Origin of the sequence: Agrococcus lahaulensis DSM 17612 (assembly GCF_000425105.1) — a bacterium.
Lineage (GTDB): Bacteria > Actinomycetota > Actinomycetes > Actinomycetales > Microbacteriaceae > Agrococcus > Agrococcus lahaulensis.
On sequence record NZ_AULD01000005.1, the window covers coordinates 695,250 to 710,395 of the forward strand.

A 15,146-nucleotide genomic window follows, 5' to 3' on the forward strand; every position below is an offset into this window, starting at 1 on the left:
CCATGAGTGGCGGTCACGTGTTCATCACCATGGGCGACATCACGCATCTCGAATGCGATGCATGGTTGCTGCCCACGGATGAGCGGCCGGAGATCACTCCCGGATGGTTCGAGGCGCTGCCGGAGCTGCGCGAGCGCCTCGCTCGGACGGACGTCGCGAGTCTGCGTGCCGGAGACGCGCAGGCGGTTCCCCTCGCGCCGGGCGGGGACGGCCCGGCCATCGTGCTCGCGACCGTGCCGCTCAACGGCGTGCTCAACGCAACCGGCGTCGAGCACATCGAGACGTCGGTGCGCGAGTTCGTGGAGTGCGCCGCGCACATGGCCGCCGCTCCTCGTCACGAGCGGTCGAAGCGGCTGCTGGCACTGCCGAGCTTTGGAACCGGGAAGGGCGGTGGCGCGCACCTGAGGGGTGAGCTCGCCGAGCGGCTGCTCGACGTCTGCGCCGAGATGGCGAGCGCGCATGATGTCGACCTCGCCATCGTGCTGCGCGACGAGCGGAGCTTCGCCCGCATGCAGGAGCTGCGGAAGCGGCGCGACGGGTGGCACGGTGCCCTGACGGTCGAGCAGTTCGCGGAGGCCGGTCGCCTGGCGGCTCGAGCGAAGGCGGGCAGGCTCGTGCCCTTCCTCGGCGCGGGAACCAGCATCAGCGCCGGGGCGCCCAGCTGGTCGCAGCTGCTGGTTCGGTTGGGCGAGCGCATTGGCCTCACCGCTGACGAGCAAGAGGCTCTCAGGGCCTGGGGTGAACTCGACCGCGCCGCGTTCCTGCGTCAGCGGGCGATCGCGGAGCACGTGCGCACGGGCGGCACCGAGCAGGAGGGCGCGGCAGCCTTCTCGCAAGCCGTTGTCGAACTCGTAGATGTGCGACGCTATGGGCTCGCGCCGGCACTGCTCGCGAGCCTGCGGACGCCGCAGGCGATCACGCTGAACTACGACGGGCTGTTCGAGGCGGCCTCGACCGATGTCGGGACTCCTCGGGTGACCATCCCGCATTCGGAGTCAGGAGCAGAGAGCGGCCCGTGGCTGCTGAAGCTGCACGGATCTGTCGATGAACCGAGCTCGATCGTGCTGACGCGAGACGACTACCTGGGCTACGCGACGCAGCGCGAGGCGCTGTCGGCGATCGTGAAGGCGAACCTCCTCACACACCACCTGCTGTTCGTCGGCTTCGGCCTCTCGGACGAGCACTTCCACCGGATCGTGCACGACGTGCGCCGTGCGCTGCCGCCGCACATCTCGATGGAGGAGCGAGCGACCGCGTTGACGCTGACCGAGGACACGATCGCGTCGACGCTCTGGCGCGGGCAGGTGCGGATGCTGCCCGTCGGCTCGGGACCGAAGGACGGTCGCGCCGTCGAGGTCTTCCTAGACGTGGTGGTGGCGCTCGCGACCGATGCGCACTCGTACCTCCTCGCCGACGACTTCGCGACGTCGCTGAATCCTGGCGAACTGCGACTGCGTGATGCCCTGCTCACGCTTCGGGACGAGGTCGAGAAGATTCCCACCGGCACAGGAGGGCGCGATCGCGTGCTCGAGCTCCTCCATGACTTCGGCGGGTGGGACGATGGCCGGTGACCTCGTCACCAACGTGCTGCCGGTGCTCGGCAGGTCGCTGGAGCCTCGCTTCAACGTCTTCGACGTGATGCATCACGGACTGCACGAGAAGCAGATCTCCAATGTCTTCCGTTGGCTGCTGAACAGGGACGGAACCCACAGGCTCGGGGACCGCTTCGTGCGCATCTTCATCGAAGAGGTGAACAGCGCCCTCGGCGCGCAGGAGGGCTTCGCCGATACGGGCTACTCGGTGCGGCAGGAGCAGAACACTGTGCTGTCGCAAGAGGAGGGCGCCGACATCGCGGATCTGATCCTCGAGAGCGCCGATGCGGTGCTCGTGATCGAGAACTACTTCACGTCGGACGGGCACGGGCACAGCTTCGACGGCTACCTCCAGTACGGCCAGCGCCACGGGAAGCGCGCTGCCGTCGTCATGCTCTGCCGCGACGTCGATCGCTCACTGCTCAGCACGGCCTGGTCCCAGGCGGCCGTCGTCACATACCGACAGCTGGCAATGCGCCTGCACGAGGCGGTGCGGCGCGATGCCCAGTACCAGGCGCTCAACCCCCATGCGTTCTCGTTCATCGAGCAACTGCGCTGGAAGTTCGATCAGGAGGCTCAGATCGTGGAAGACCAGGACGTTCTCGACTTCGTCGTCGCCATGTGCAAGGGCGACCAGGCGAACCGGTACGGGAAGTCTCCCCATCGCGTCGCCGCGGAGCAGTTCTCGATCGACGTCGCAGCACAGGCGGCGCGCCGCTTCGAGGACGGACGCGCGTTGTTGGAGCGCATCCGCTCGCTGTTGAAGACGTACGCGGAGCGAGTACTGGTGCCGCAGCTGAACGACGCGACCGGCGAGGTACTGGCGAGAGCCGTCTCTGTCGGCAACTCCGGCCTCTACCTGTGGACGATCACGATCGCGATCGACGGCGACCTGGTCGGCTCACCCGTCTCCCGGGCGCAACTGAAGTTCGGGCCCTCGGCGTGGCACGCGATCGAAGCTGACCCAGCATGGCAAGGCGCATATTCGGGTGACGAGCCGGACTACAGCAAGATCTTCCTCACGCTCGACAACCCGCTCAGGGTCCGCCCGACCGGTGTGGCCATAGCGGAGGTGCTCGATGGGATCGCGGCAGACGACACACGCCTGCGGGACGCGATCCTCAAACTGCTAGGCGGGTCTCGGTCCCGCTAGCCCGGAGCACGTCCCGCGCTGATGGATGTCACCGGGGGACGGCATCCTTCTCAACGCACGGCGAACGGGCCATGCACGACGAGGGGCAGCGGTGAGCGGTACGAATCGCAGTCTGGAGCCCGAGCTCAGGTGGTTGATCAGTGAACTGCCGACGTGGGCGTGGAAGTGGGCCTCGACCTTCGAGGGCGGTGCCGAGCATTCGTACGTCATCAAGGGTCGTCACATCGACGAGACGACCTACGAGCGGGCAGCTCGCATCATCCATGGCGCCGGGACCCCGCGGAAGTTCTACCGGCGCCTGAACATCGAGCTGCACCTGCCGCAGGTCGACGTGCCCTTCGGCCGGGAGCCGCTCGGTCAACGCCCTGTGCAGCGTGGCGTCAAGCTGTGGCTCATGTCGCATCGCACGAGCGTCAGCAAGACCCTCAACATCGCTCCCGTCACTGCCGAGTACGGCCGCCAGGATGCGCCTGCGACCGCGAGCGACTCCGACTCGCCATGGGATCTCGCCGCCCTCGACTTCGACGACGCCCTCGAGGCGAGCGGAGTGCTCGCGCTGGGCGAGCGGCTGCGCCAGCTCGGGCTCGAGGCCCGACACGTGACGGATCTCGGCTCGCGCGCGGGCGCCGCGCTCGACCTCGGCCTCGCCTGCCAGCAGCACGGGGACACCGCCGTGGAGAGCGGTCGCGGGCTCATGCACTCGCTCCTGTTCAAGCACCAGTGGGTCCGCGACGTGCACGTGCTCCCCGTCGAGGAGTTCCTTCAGGCGCCGGGCGAGCGCCGCTTCGAGACGGTGGTCTCGCTCTTCGGTGCCGCGTCCTACCTGCGCCCGGAGCGCATCCGCTCATTGCAGGCGCGATCGGAGCGGCTCGTGCTGATGCACCACCTGGGTCGACCCGAGCACGACTTCTTCGCCGAGACGCACTTGCCTGACTGGTCGGAGGCGTCGAGGGCGGCGGCGACGGCGCTTCCGGGAGCGAAAAGTGAGCGGCTTGGCGACTACCTGCTGACCTTGGCGTGATTCCCGAGGCACGATGGCGTCATGACTGATCGCACGATCGACACGCTCGGGGACGCGTTCCGCGGGTACCGGACACCCTTCGAGAGCCAGCGCTTCATCGCCGACTTCGTGGCGAAGGTCGACACCGCCGCACTGCTGCGGTACAGCGACCACTTCCGCGTCGAGCGGCGCTCGGGGGAGCCGGCACTCCAGGTCCACCACGGTTCGACCATCGGGTTTCGCTCTGAGGACGAGGTGAGGGAGGTCGTCGGCGACGTCAAGCCCTTCCGGAGTGAGTGGCTGCCGGGTTGCTGGGGCGTGCGCCATCCCGTATCAGCGCAGTCGGGAGGTGGCGAGCGGAGCGGCAGCCCCCGCCAGGTGGCCAACGAGCCCTGCCCCCAATGCGGCGAGGTCATGTCGCTCGCAGGCTGCGACTGGTGCGGGTGGAAGCCTTGACGCTCACCTCGACCGTGCACATCGATCTGCCGTGGGATCCGAAGAACCGCACCGGTCTCGCGGCGGTCGGTGCCGACGGTCGCCTGCTTGCTTCGGGCAGCGCCGGCTCGGACGACGAGATCATCGACTGGATCGATGCGCACGCGCCACGACCGGGCGTGATTGCGATCGATGCGCCGCTCATCGTCACGAACCGAACCGGGCGCCGAGCCTGCGATTCGGCGATCCACGCCGCGTTCGGTCGCTTCGACGCGAGCCCGCACTCCACGAATCTCGGCAAGCCAGAGATGAATCCGCCGCGAGGAGCCGTCATCGCCGAGCGGGTCGGTTTGCCCGTAGACCCCACCCTGCGTGACCGCGTCGCCATCGAGGTGTATCCGCATCCCGCCATGGTCGGTCTGTGGGAGCTCGATCTGATCCTGAAGTACAAGGTGAAGTACGAGTTCGCATTTCGCAAGAGGGAGTTCGAGCGTTTGCTCGATCTGCCCGAGGCGGAGGCGACGCTGCAAGTGAGCGCGGTGCCGAGATGGATCGAGCTGCGAGCGATCTCCAAGGAGGCTACCGGCCACAGCGCTCTGAATCGGATTCAGGATGAGGCCGACGGCATCATCTGCGCGTGGCTCGCATAACTGTGGGCGACGAGCGACGAGCGTCTTCCGATTGTTGACTCGCCATGCACCCCGCCATAGCTGAGTTGGCGTGCCACATGATCCCGAAGTCGAGCATCGCGATCGCAGCGGCGCTCGATCCGCCCCGTCGCGGTTTCAACGACTGGAGCTAGATCGGAACACACGGCGCAGGCTGGTGGTCCGAGTTGTGACTGAGTTCCTTCAGGTATGGACCTGCGAGGGACGACCGCCGGTTCATCTCGTTCGGAGACTATTCGGCATCGCTTGGTGGTGTACGACCGTCAGGAAGCGGTTGGCGCGCGTTAGCGCCGTGTAGAGCACGCCCTGGCGCCCAACATTTTCGGGGAACGCGGACGGCTCGACGACGACGACCCCGTCGAACTCGAGGCCGCGAGCGCGCGCCGGGGGCAGAACACGAATCGTTTGTCCGTCGCGCTCCCATACGGAGCCCTCCGCCCGCGACCTTTGCCACCCCTTTGCGACAAGCCTTGCTTCCACTGGTCGCTCCTCCATGGTTATCACCGCGACGGTGCCCGCGCCGGTTCGGGTGAGCAGGGTCTCGGCCTCCTCGACTGCTTTCGGTATAAGCATCGACTGGGCATGAGCACGGGTAATGGTCGGGGTCGTGCCGTCCATTTGCAGCGAAGATAGCGCCCTTTCGGTCCGCGGCAGCAATTGATTCGCGAATCGCATGATCTGCGCAGTCGAACGGTACCCGCGGTCGAGCATCTGCACGGGCGCGCTCCCTTCATCGTCGCTTAGGCCAAGAAGATCGGACACGCTCTGCCACGACGCATACGTATAGTCCGTGCGGCGCTGGTTCAGGTCGCCGAGGATCGTCCAGCCACCGAGGTTTCCGAGTCGACCTAGTACGTGCCACTCGATCGGATGAATGTCCTGCGCTTCATCTACGATCACGTGGCCCGGAAGCCGCAAACTATCGGCCGCGCGGATGCCTATGTAGGCGAGAAGTCCGCGATAGGCGCGCACGCGCAGTCTGCGCGCTTCAGCGAGCGTCTCCGGCATCTGCCGGATGTACGCCTTCCACTCTGCTTTCAAACCTCCTGGCGGAGGTTCGCTCGGGAGGTACTGGAACTCGGCGTAGATGTCATCAGTCGTCGGCCGCGTGCCTCGACGCGCGAACTTCCGAGCGCGCGCGACAGCGTGATCTGCGAGCTCGGCCAACTCAGAGTCCGCATCGAGATAGTCAATCGCATGCGTCGGCGTGCCGGACTCTGGCAGCCCTGCGAGGCGCTCCAGCAGTGTGGGTATCGACATGACGGAGTAGTGACGCGACCCCGGCAGCAGCTTTGCGATTGCGCCACGCACGTGCTGGACATACTCCTCGGTGGGCCCGAGGAGAAGCACGTGGCCCTTCGGCCGTAGGTCTCGGTCAAGCTCGGAGTTGAGCAGGTAGGCGGTCCGATGGGCTGCGATGATGGTCTTCCCCGTGCCTGGGTGCCCCTGGAGTATCTGGCTTTCGCCGACTGGCTTGGTGATCAAGTCGTACTGGTCAGGCTGCAGGGTTGCGAGCACGGTTGCCATCTGTGCGGATTTCGGTGCGGCCAGTTCACGACGAAGAAGATCGGCAGCACGAATGGGCGCGTCGCGAGCGGGAAGCTGCTGGGTCTCGCCGGTGGCGCGTCGCGGATCTGCAGGGACGCTATAGGTCGACGTATCCACCGCGGGCGGAATCGGCGCCGTGATTGCCAGCCCCGCTGACACCGACGCCCCGCCGCTCGGCGCCTTCGGTACGCGCAGCCGCTGCCGAGGAAAGAGGCCCCCAGGCGGTGCTTCAGCGACGACTTCATCAGCGAAGTCCGCAATGCGACCGGAGCGCCGCACGAAGGAGCGCACACCGACCACGCTGGATGCGACATCGGTTAAGGACGGTCTGTCTGCGGGCTGGCGGTAATACGTGCACGCGGCGATTGGTGCGATCCAGTTGTAGATCGCGTAATCCGGTCCGTCCCACTTGATGGTGCCGATGTAAAAGTCGCGGCGTCCATCAATCGCTTCATGTGCGCTACCGAGGTCGATGCGCCCGACGATTTCACCACGATGAGTCGGCTTGACCTTGCGGGTCTCCGTCCAAGTGTTAATGATGTTGGCATTTGCCTGACGCTGGCGCTCCTCACCGTCACGGACAAGTCCATCATTGTATTCGCGTTCACGCGCCACCTCGGAAGCGATGACTCCGCGGCGCTCTGCCTCGTTCACTGAGTTACCTCCAGGGTGCACACGGCCAGGTATCGCAGCGTCATGGACGGCGTCTTTCGCGCGTCGAGTTCTGCGAGTAGGCGCTCATATCGAGCCTGCTGTCGATGGCGTTGGCCCTCGATCATTCGAATGATCCGCGAACCACGATCACGCTCGAGGCTGGTCGCCATTCGGCGAGCAATTCCTCGCATGCGTCGCTCGTGTTGGTCGGCTAACGTGACCCGGCGCGCTGCTGTGAGCGCTTCCTCTTCCGCCTCGCGTCGCTCGCTGACTTCGCGGTGCTTGCGCTCGAGCGTCCTCATCGCGCGCCGCGCGAGCCGAGGCAGGGTGTCGCTCGCCACCGGAGTCGCGTCCTGGAGTGCTCCCCTAGCTAAGGCTGCAAGCACCGCGTCGGCGGGACCCTCAACGGCGCGTCCGTCCAGGGTCACAGCAGCGCCCCAGATCTCGTCGCCTCCTCGACTTGCGTGCTCGGCGAGCGCAAGCACGACCAGGTATGTGCCCGGCGTGACGTCGTCAGACTGCAAGGTACGGAGAGCGGCGTATCGGGCGTGGCGGAATCCCGGTACCTCGGTCGCAGCCATCACTAGGGGATGGTTCGCAGACAGCAGCCCGACCCCGCTCGTCCGCGACGTTTCTTGATCGACAGCCAGATGAACTGGTGCACCGTTGTGAAGCGCGGAGACGAGGTCCCCCACCTCGCTTCTCGTGCGGCGGCCTTGCTGAACCAGATCCTGCACCCGCTGTGCCATCGCTGAGTTCCCACGCACTTCGACGGACTTGCCGTCGTCGAGCCATTCAAGCGGGTCGCCTCCATCCGCTTGCGCCCAGTCCTCAAGCAGGTGTGCGAGTTCCGGCTGTCCGAGGTAGCGACCGCTACTGATGAGCTCGTCCTGGAGTCCCGCTACGTCAACGGTGTTCGAGATGATCAGGCCTGCCGCACTGTCCGCGACATTTTGAAGGCCCACGCGCTGTGCCTCAACAGCAGTCAGGAACTGCTGCGACTTCTCCTCCTGCTGGGCGCGGGTCAAACGAAAGTCCATCGCGGAGCGGAGCGCGTCCATGTGCTGCCCGATGATCGGCTCGAGTTCGCCGATTGAGCGTTCGAAGATCGCGATGCGTTGCAGCACTCGGTACATGATGCGCGCGTCGATTGCCTCATCGTTGTAGAAGTTGCGGATGAGGATCTTCTCGGAGGTTTGTCCGATGCGGTCGATGCGACCGATCCGTTGTTCGACCTCCATCGGGTTCCACGGCAGATCGTAGTTGATGACCGCAGAGCAGAACTCGAAGTCGAGTCCTTCAGACGCGACGCGGTTCGCAAAGACGAAGTCGTACCCTCCTGCCCTGAACTCTTTCATGATTCGGCGGCGCTGCTCGCGCGGAACGTCACCGTTCAGCACCGCGATGCGGAACTGATCTCGGTAGTGCGCCTGTAGGTATCTCAGCGTCGCCTTTGACCAGGTGAATAGCAAAGCCCGCCGGTTGAGTCCTCGCAACTCCTCGAGCACTTCGCCGAGCCGGCCTAGCTTCGTGTCCGGCACTTCGATGACGCGCTTCGCCGCCGCGACAAGTTCGGGGTGCGGCTCGACCCAGCTCTGGCTGACAGGCGTGTCAACATCCCCGGTCCAAGTCTCAGGATCGAATCGCAGCACCTGCTGCGCCGCGATGTGCACGCTGGTGCTCGCGAGTCTGAGTGGCATCTGCATGGAGAAGTACAGCGGCGTCCCCGCGAGGTCAGCTCGCCGCTGGCACCATTGCAGATACTCGGAGTAAAACGTCGACTCTAACGGACTCCAGACGATCTCAATGCCCGGTTCGGCGTCTCGCAACGCCTTTCGCTCGTCCACCTCTGCGCGGCGGGTACGCGTGACGGCCGTCGACAGCGTGTTTAGCTCAGCGATCAGATGGCGGGCGCGCGCGATGTCCTTCGGTGCGAGCGGCGTGCTCGAGACCACGTCACGGAGTTCCTGAAACTCGGGGCGCATCGTGATGGTTTTCTCGTAGACGAGGCCCGTGAACTGGCTCAGCAACTCAGAGAAGTCGCGCGGCGTCACGTCCTTCTGGGGGAGCACGCGCGCGACTTGATTCAGAACCGCGTTGGGCTCGAGTCGCGCCTCCAAATCCTCGAGCGTCTGGAAGTCGGACGGTTCGAGCAATCCGAGCAAGTTCAAGAGGTCGGTCTCGCGCAGGTTGATTGGCGTCGCGGTGAGGAACACCATGTTGGAGCCTTGCGTCCACTCGGAGAGGTAGGTCCCCAACTCATAGCTCTTGGTGGTGCTGTTCCGCATCGCGTGGGCCTCGTCGACGATGACAAGGTCGAACTCCGGCGGGTTCTCAACTAGTTCGGGGAGTGCGCTCCACGAGCGGAGCGCTTCGAGTGAGACGACGTATGCTTGGCGCTTCGGCAGCCGTCCACTGCGATGCTGCTCGAGGTAGCGTGCGAGCTCGTCTCTATGTAAGTGGGTCAGGCTGAACCCGAATCGCTCTACCATTTCATCGCGCCACTTGTCCACCAGGCCGGATGGGCACACGATAAGCACGTTGTCTGCCTCGTGACGCGCTTCCAGCTCAGTCCAGATCAGGCCGGCCTCGATTGTCTTGCCCAGACCGACCTCGTCGGCAATGAGGATCCGCGCGCGCCCGCTCTCGAGCAGCTTCAAGACCGGCTTGAACTGGTATGGGCGGAACACGGTGCGTGTCGCGCCGAACGAATAGATCGTGTCCGCGAAGCGCCCGCGGAGCTTGGTCCGCGTGAGGGTAGCGCCGAAGCGTGCGGCGGAAGCGCGTTCGCCCAGCACCCATCGGTCTGGATCGTCTGTGACTTCGACTCGTTGCAACTGGTGTTCGAGCACCACTTGCGTGCCGCCGCCGCCGAACACGCGGTATGCCCAACTCCCTCGGTCGAAGGTCCTTTCTCTCACCTCAACATCGATGCCCTGCGGCACGGTCACGACCCGCTCGCGAAGCTCAAATCGCGGAACGGGGACGTCCGCACCGCTCGACCAAAGGTGTTCCGCCCAGCGCCATGCTTCAACCAGCGGGTGCTCGGGGCAATCGTGCCATGCCTCGACATGCAGTTCGTCGGATGCGGCGGCGGGGCCCGAGCCGACCTGGAGGATGATTGCCTGTTCGATCCCGTCGAACCAGTACAGACCCGAGGGCAGTCCGGGGGTGGGTTCCGTCGCGGCCCGGACTGACCCGACAGCGTCGAACAATTCGCTCACTGGCTCGTCGATGACGATTGCGCGCGCGAACGTCCCGCGGTCGAGAACGTCCTGTACGGCATCGGGGATGGGGTGATATCCGAAGCGATACAAAGAGCAACTCCTGGGGGCGAGCTGAGACGAGACGGGGCCCTGGAGAGTGTTCTCTCCGCTGAGACGTCCTCACCGTATCGCTGCTCTGTGACAACAAGGGCGCCGACTCGGCTGGGGAGTCTCCTTGTCGCTCGGTCCGCGCTCGGCGCGGCTGACCTCTCCGCGTTATGAACCCGCCGCAGCGGACGGTGCTGCGCCGCGAGTGCAACGAAGTGGTCGGCATCCGTCAGAATCAGCACATGAGTCACGAAGAGCTTGCGCTCGCCATCATCGAGAGCGACGACGGGATCCTGTTGCTTGGCGACGAGACGACGTTGCGAGACTTCGAGTCTCGTGCTGGGCTCGACACGCGTCGAGTCGCGCAGCGATCACTTTCGGCCGCGGGCAAAGCGCTCGGAGTGATCGGAGAAGTTCAGGCGAGCAGCGGCAGATGGGTCAAGCTCACCAAGGAATCGGCTGAGCTGGTCAAGAAGCACGGCGAGTCCCTCAGCAAGGCCGACAAGCTCATGACCGGGGTCGTTCGTACCAAGGGCGGGCAGATCGTTAAGCACTTGAAGTTCGAGAACGCGGCGCTGTTGACGCCGGCGGCACCACTCGCCTTAGCGTCGGTGATGACTCAAGCGTCGCTCGAAGCGGCGCTGGATGACATCCAGAAGTACCTGGAGGTCATCGACGCCAAGCTCGACAGGCTGCTCAAGCAGCGCAAGATCGAGGCTCTCGGCCAGCTCGGCGGCGTCATGTTCGCTATCGACGAGGCGAACGCCATCTTCGAAGCGACCGGCGCTGTCTCGTCGGTCACGTGGTCGAAGGTGCAGGCAAACTCACTCGCCCTGCAGACGATGCAGGCGGAGGCTGTCGCTCAACTCAGTGCGCTGGCCGAGATGGTGAACGAGCGTGGGGTCGACACGGACAAGTCTGCTGCGGTGCTGGAGGAGGTCAGAGGCGACGTATCGTTCTGGCTTGGGGTGCTCGCGCGGACGATCGCGCTGCAGGATCGGCAGTACGTCCTAGAGCTCGCACGCGTGGCTGAGGCGGAGTCTGACCAGCTCGAGCAGCATCGGTTGGGCATCACAATTGCTCGGGCCGCACGAGCCAAGCGCATCGCTGACAGCCTGGACGCGATCAACGCGTCCGTCCACGCCTCCTCCCAACTGACCAATCGCGACCGGGTGGCGAATCCGTTCAGCGCGCGCTGGGTCGCCGAGCGCTCCAACGCTGTCAACGACATCGTTGCGGAGTTCGCTCGGCATGCCGACCTTGTGCTCGCCGACGTGCAGAGGCTCGAGAAGACTGCGTGGCATCGAGCCGCGCAGGCGCTCGTCGGCGACGCTGCGGACCAAGTTGGCTCCATCAGTGGCGAAGTGGCAGCACGCGCGAAAGTCATCGGAGCGGGGGTTCAAGAGCGGAGCGACGATGCCGTTCTGCGACTCGCTCGACGAGTGCAGGAGAAGCGGGAGGCGCGGCGTCGCGCTGGTGACGTGGAAAAGATCGAGCCGCCTGATTCACAGGAGTAGCAGCGAGTCGCGATCGGTCGCGCGGGTCGTCAGATCGCGGCGAAGACTTCTGCCCAGAGAGACTCGAGGTCCTCGGCTAGCTTCCTGTTGTGCACACGGCGAGTGCGAGCATCGAGCGGGCCCTTCAGGAGCGCCCGCTTCGCTTCGAGCTTCGAGAGCTGCTCGTTCCAGACCCGGCTGCTGTCGGCATCGCCGTCCAGACGATCGAGGTGCGCTCTTAGCACAGCGATCCGCGCATTGATGCGGCCCTCCGGCGTTAGCTTTCTGATGGCCGCGTCGGCCCTCGCCAGCCAGCGCCTCAGCTGCTCCCTGCGTTCCGGGGTGTCGAAGGCTTCGATCAGACCTCGGATGAGCGGCCACGCGTCCACCGCGACTCTTGCGATCTTGGCGCCGTTGACGGCTCGTGGTGCCATTGAGGGTCCTGTCATCTTGAATGTGCGAGTAGCCGCAATCTACAGCGAGTGCGTCAGACCGCAGCGCGGACGCGTGCGTTGGCAGTCGCCGATTTCGAGGGTCAAAGGAACTCGAGCGGGTCGAACTCGTCGATCGGGATGATGCGCACGCGCGGCAGGCGGCTCGTGAATGCCGCGACGTCATACTCCAGGTCGAAGAATTCGATGCCGTCGACGTCGCGCAGGTCGCCGGCCATGAACTCGCCGAAGCCGACGATGCCGACGCGACGCGCGCCGTCCTCGGCGAGGCGCTGCATCTGCAGCGCGAAGTCGCGGTCGTGGCTCACCAGCATGACGTCGTCCGCCCGCTCGGCCAACGCATCCGCCGTCTTCTGGATCGCGATGTCGACGACCTTGCCCTCACCGCTCAGCGGCACCGGCCTGTAGCCCATCGCGATGAGCGCCTGCACGAACGACGCCGGCAACTCGTGCGAGACCGCGAGGAAGAAGAGGCCCTTGACCGGCTGCTGCCACGCGCGCTCGGCGAAGTCGAGCACCTTGTTCCAGCGCGGGCGCTCCTGCGGCTCCGGGCGGCGGTCAAGGATCGAGACGCCGAGCGTGGCGTCGATGTTCTCGCCGTCGATCAGCAGGTAGGTGGTGCGCTCGGGCATGGGGCGAGACTATCGGCGCGATGGTCTCGGTACGCCGACATCGTCGGCTACTCGACCAGCGGGGGAGGGGGAACGGCACGTGTCGGCGGGGCGCGCTATCGTCGGGGCAGGCTCAAGAGCTGCAGCCATCGGTACCTGGCCGGCTGCACGGCAACCCTCTCCGCTGAGCGGGGTGCCCCAGGGGAAGAGCCGGCCTGGCGCGTTCGCGTTGGGCAAGTCAGCGGGAGCGGCGCGCCGTGCCCGCCGAGGGAATGGAGCTCCCCATGCACGTGCAACCCCCGCTCGCCGGAGGCGAGCACTCCAAGCGGCACCAGCGGCCGCCGGCCTGGCCCGACCCGGCACGCGGCTACGGCATCTCGATGCTCAAGGCGATCGCTCGGGCGCAGCGCGACTGCCCGCACGACGGCGTCCGCCGCCCCGCCGATCCCTACTCCGATCGCGACGTGTGCGCGCTGTGCGCGCTCGTGCTGCCGCTCAGCCCGCTGCCCGAGGTCGACCTGCACGACGCATCCGACGATCTCGCCTGGGCGGTCGCCTTCCACCGGCGGCCGCCGACGATGCCGGGCGTGCTCGCGCTCGTCGAGCTCTCGCGGCGCGTGCGGCGAGCGGATGCGTCGTGGGCGGTGAGCGTGTTCGGCCGGGAGATGCGGTCACTGCGCGGGCTCGGCATGACACCGGCGAACTACCTCGGCCAGTGAGGCGCTAGCGAGACCCGTGCGGCAGGTCGGCGGTGCACCAGACGACATCGCCGACCGAGCCGGCGCGGCGCCGCGCGAGGCGCTCGCGCCGGCAGCCGCTCGGGAGCGCACCGTGCAACCACGCCCAGAGGATCTCGGCGGCGTCGAACTCGTGCCAGAGGCCGGCTGCCTCGTCCGAGTCAGCGCAGTCGTCGCGCTCGCGCAGCACTCGGCTTGCCCAGTCGCCGGACGTACCGTCGTGCACCTCGACGATGCAGCCGCCGTCGACCCGCATCACCTGCCCCCAGCGCTCGTCCTCGCCGCCCGGCAGCTCGAGCACAGCCCACCCGCCCTCTTCGAGCAGGGCGATCCAGACTGCCAGCTGGTCGCCGGAGAGGATCGGCGTCGAGAGCTCGTGGTGGCCGCGCGGATTCCAGCGGAGGTCGAGCTCGGTCTCTCGAACGGGGCCGAGTGACTCTGCAATCTCTTGGCCCAGCTCGCGGGCGAAGACTGGAACGCCTGTCGGCGGTGCTGCGCGGTGCATGTCCACGAGCTCAGTTTGGCGGCTGCCGCCCACAGCGAGTGGTCTCGATACGCCGACTTCGTCGGCTACTCGACCAGCGGGGGAACGGCGGCTGCTCGACTAGCGCCGGACGGTGGCTACTCGGCCGGCAAGGCGGTGGGCGAGAGCTCGGTGAGCAGGCGGGTGCGCTCGTGCACGTACGGCGGCAGCGGATGCGTCATCGCGTACGGGCGGTCGTGCTCGATCGCGTCGAGCACGACCGGCCCTACGGCGGCTGGGTCGATCGCGCCGGGCGTCTCGGCGCCAGCCTGCATCGGCTCGCCGTCGGTGTACGTCTGCCACGGGACGACGCCACGCGCATCAGCCCGGTCGGCCGTGGGGCGCAGCCGCTCGCTCGTCGCGAAGGCGGTCTGCACCGGACCGGGATAGAGCACCGTGACGCCGATGCCGAGCCCGGCCGCCGCATACTCGGCCCGCGTGGCGAGCGAGAAGCCGTCGATCGCCGCCTTCGACGCCGTGTACGCCGCGTGGCCGGGCGTCGGCTTCAGGGTCGCGATCGACGACGTGTTGACGATGTGCGCGGGCAGCGGCGAAGCGGCCATGCGGGGCACGAACGCCCGGTGGCAGTGGAAGGCGCCCCAGAAGTTCACGCCCATGATCCATTCGAAGTCGCCGACCGACGCATCCCAGCTCGCGCGGTACGGCCGCCATGTGACGCCGGCGTTGTTCGCGAGCACGGCGATGTCGCCGAGCTCCGCGTAGGCCGTCTCGGCGAGAGCCTCGAGCTCGTCCGCCTGCGACACGTCGGCGCGCACGTTGATGGCGTGCCGGCCGAGTGCGCTCAGCTCGTCGCGCACGCGCTCGGCTGCCTCGAGCTCGATGTCGGCGACGACGACGTCCATCTCAGCTCCGGCGAGCGCGAGCGCGATCGAACGGCCGATGCCGCCGCCACCACCGGTGACGACGGCACCCCGCCCGCGCAGGTGTTCCCTACGCATCCGC

13 protein-coding genes and 1 riboswitch are annotated in these 15,146 nt (G+C 66.4%); of the genes, 7 read left to right on the forward strand and 6 right to left on the reverse strand.

Going from position 1 to position 15,146, the window contains the following annotated elements; translation table 11 throughout:
• The first annotated feature begins 2 nt into the window (after window positions 1-2).
• From H508_RS0103955 to H508_RS14415, 5 genes are all read left to right on the forward strand, one after another.
• Window positions 3-1,571 carry an SIR2 family NAD-dependent protein deacylase gene (locus H508_RS0103955; protein WP_026373109.1) on the forward strand — a complete coding sequence of 523 codons (1,569 nt, stop codon included), beginning with the start codon at window positions 3-5 and terminating at the stop codon, window positions 1,569-1,571.
• The gene (locus tag H508_RS0103960) at window positions 1,561-2,745 is read left to right on the forward strand and encodes a PD-(D/E)XK nuclease family protein (RefSeq protein WP_169514152.1); all 1,185 of its coding nucleotides are present in this window, start codon (window positions 1,561-1,563) and stop codon (window positions 2,743-2,745) included. The genes H508_RS0103955 and H508_RS0103960 overlap by 11 nt, the downstream gene beginning before the upstream one ends.
• Before the next feature lie 133 nt (window positions 2,746-2,878).
• Window positions 2,879-3,766, forward strand: coding sequence for a hypothetical protein (locus tag H508_RS0103965; RefSeq protein ID WP_026373111.1), 888 nt, complete (start codon window positions 2,879-2,881; stop codon window positions 3,764-3,766).
• A 21-nt stretch (window positions 3,767-3,787) separates the two neighbouring features.
• Complete coding sequence (locus tag H508_RS0103970; protein WP_026373112.1) at window positions 3,788-4,201, forward strand: hypothetical protein; 414 nt, start codon at window positions 3,788-3,790, stop codon at window positions 4,199-4,201.
• Window positions 4,183-4,830: a DUF429 domain-containing protein gene (locus tag H508_RS14415; RefSeq protein ID WP_051222639.1), complete on the forward strand. Its 648-nt coding sequence runs from the start codon at window positions 4,183-4,185 to the stop codon at window positions 4,828-4,830. The genes H508_RS0103970 and H508_RS14415 overlap by 19 nt, the downstream gene beginning before the upstream one ends.
• Before the next feature lie 234 nt (window positions 4,831-5,064).
• Here H508_RS14415 and H508_RS0103980 read toward each other — a convergent pair whose 3' ends face one another.
• Both H508_RS0103980 and H508_RS0103990 read right to left on the reverse strand, forming a co-directional pair.
• Window positions 5,065-7,050 (reverse strand): helicase domain-containing protein, encoded by a 1,986-nt coding sequence (locus tag H508_RS0103980; protein WP_156905974.1) that lies wholly within the window; start codon window positions 7,048-7,050, stop codon window positions 5,065-5,067.
• Window positions 7,047-10,367, reverse strand: coding sequence for a DEAD/DEAH box helicase (locus tag H508_RS0103990; RefSeq protein WP_026373115.1), 3,321 nt, complete (start codon window positions 10,365-10,367; stop codon window positions 7,047-7,049). Before H508_RS0103990 ends, H508_RS0103980 begins: the two co-directional genes overlap by 4 nt.
• A 239-nt stretch (window positions 10,368-10,606) precedes the next feature.
• Here H508_RS0103990 and H508_RS14420 point away from each other — a divergent pair, with 239 nt between their 5' ends.
• Entirely contained in the window at window positions 10,607-11,881 is a 1,275-nt protein-coding gene (locus H508_RS14420) for a hypothetical protein (RefSeq protein WP_051222641.1), read from the forward strand.
• A 29-nt stretch (window positions 11,882-11,910) separates the two neighbouring features.
• Here H508_RS14420 and H508_RS0104000 read toward each other — a convergent pair whose 3' ends face one another.
• Together H508_RS0104000 and H508_RS0104005 are read right to left on the reverse strand one after the other, a co-directional pair.
• Entirely contained in the window at window positions 11,911-12,294 is a 384-nt protein-coding gene (locus tag H508_RS0104000; protein ID WP_156905975.1) for a hypothetical protein, read from the reverse strand.
• Window positions 12,295-12,395: 101 nt separating this feature from the next.
• Window positions 12,396-12,944: an NYN domain-containing protein gene (locus H508_RS0104005; protein ID WP_026373117.1), complete on the reverse strand. Its 549-nt coding sequence runs from the start codon at window positions 12,942-12,944 to the stop codon at window positions 12,396-12,398.
• A gap of 110 nt (window positions 12,945-13,054) precedes the next feature.
• Window positions 13,055-13,169: riboswitch (SAM riboswitch) on the forward strand.
• 38 nt (window positions 13,170-13,207) lie between these two features.
• On the opposite strand from H508_RS0104005, the gene H508_RS0104010 reads away from it, so the two are divergent.
• The gene (locus H508_RS0104010; protein ID WP_026373118.1) at window positions 13,208-13,642 is read left to right on the forward strand and encodes a hypothetical protein; all 435 of its coding nucleotides are present in this window, start codon (window positions 13,208-13,210) and stop codon (window positions 13,640-13,642) included.
• Window positions 13,643-13,646: 4 nt separating this feature from the next.
• On the opposite strand, the gene H508_RS17330 is transcribed toward H508_RS0104010, so the two are convergent.
• Together H508_RS17330 and H508_RS14425 are read right to left on the reverse strand one after the other, a co-directional pair.
• A complete protein-coding gene (locus H508_RS17330; protein ID WP_156905976.1) occupies window positions 13,647-14,171 on the reverse strand; it encodes a hypothetical protein in 525 nt (174 codons plus the stop codon).
• 110 nt (window positions 14,172-14,281) lie between these two features.
• A complete protein-coding gene (locus tag H508_RS14425) occupies window positions 14,282-15,142 on the reverse strand; it encodes an SDR family NAD(P)-dependent oxidoreductase (protein ID WP_084155018.1) in 861 nt (286 codons plus the stop codon).
• Window positions 15,143-15,146: the final 4 nt, after the last annotated feature.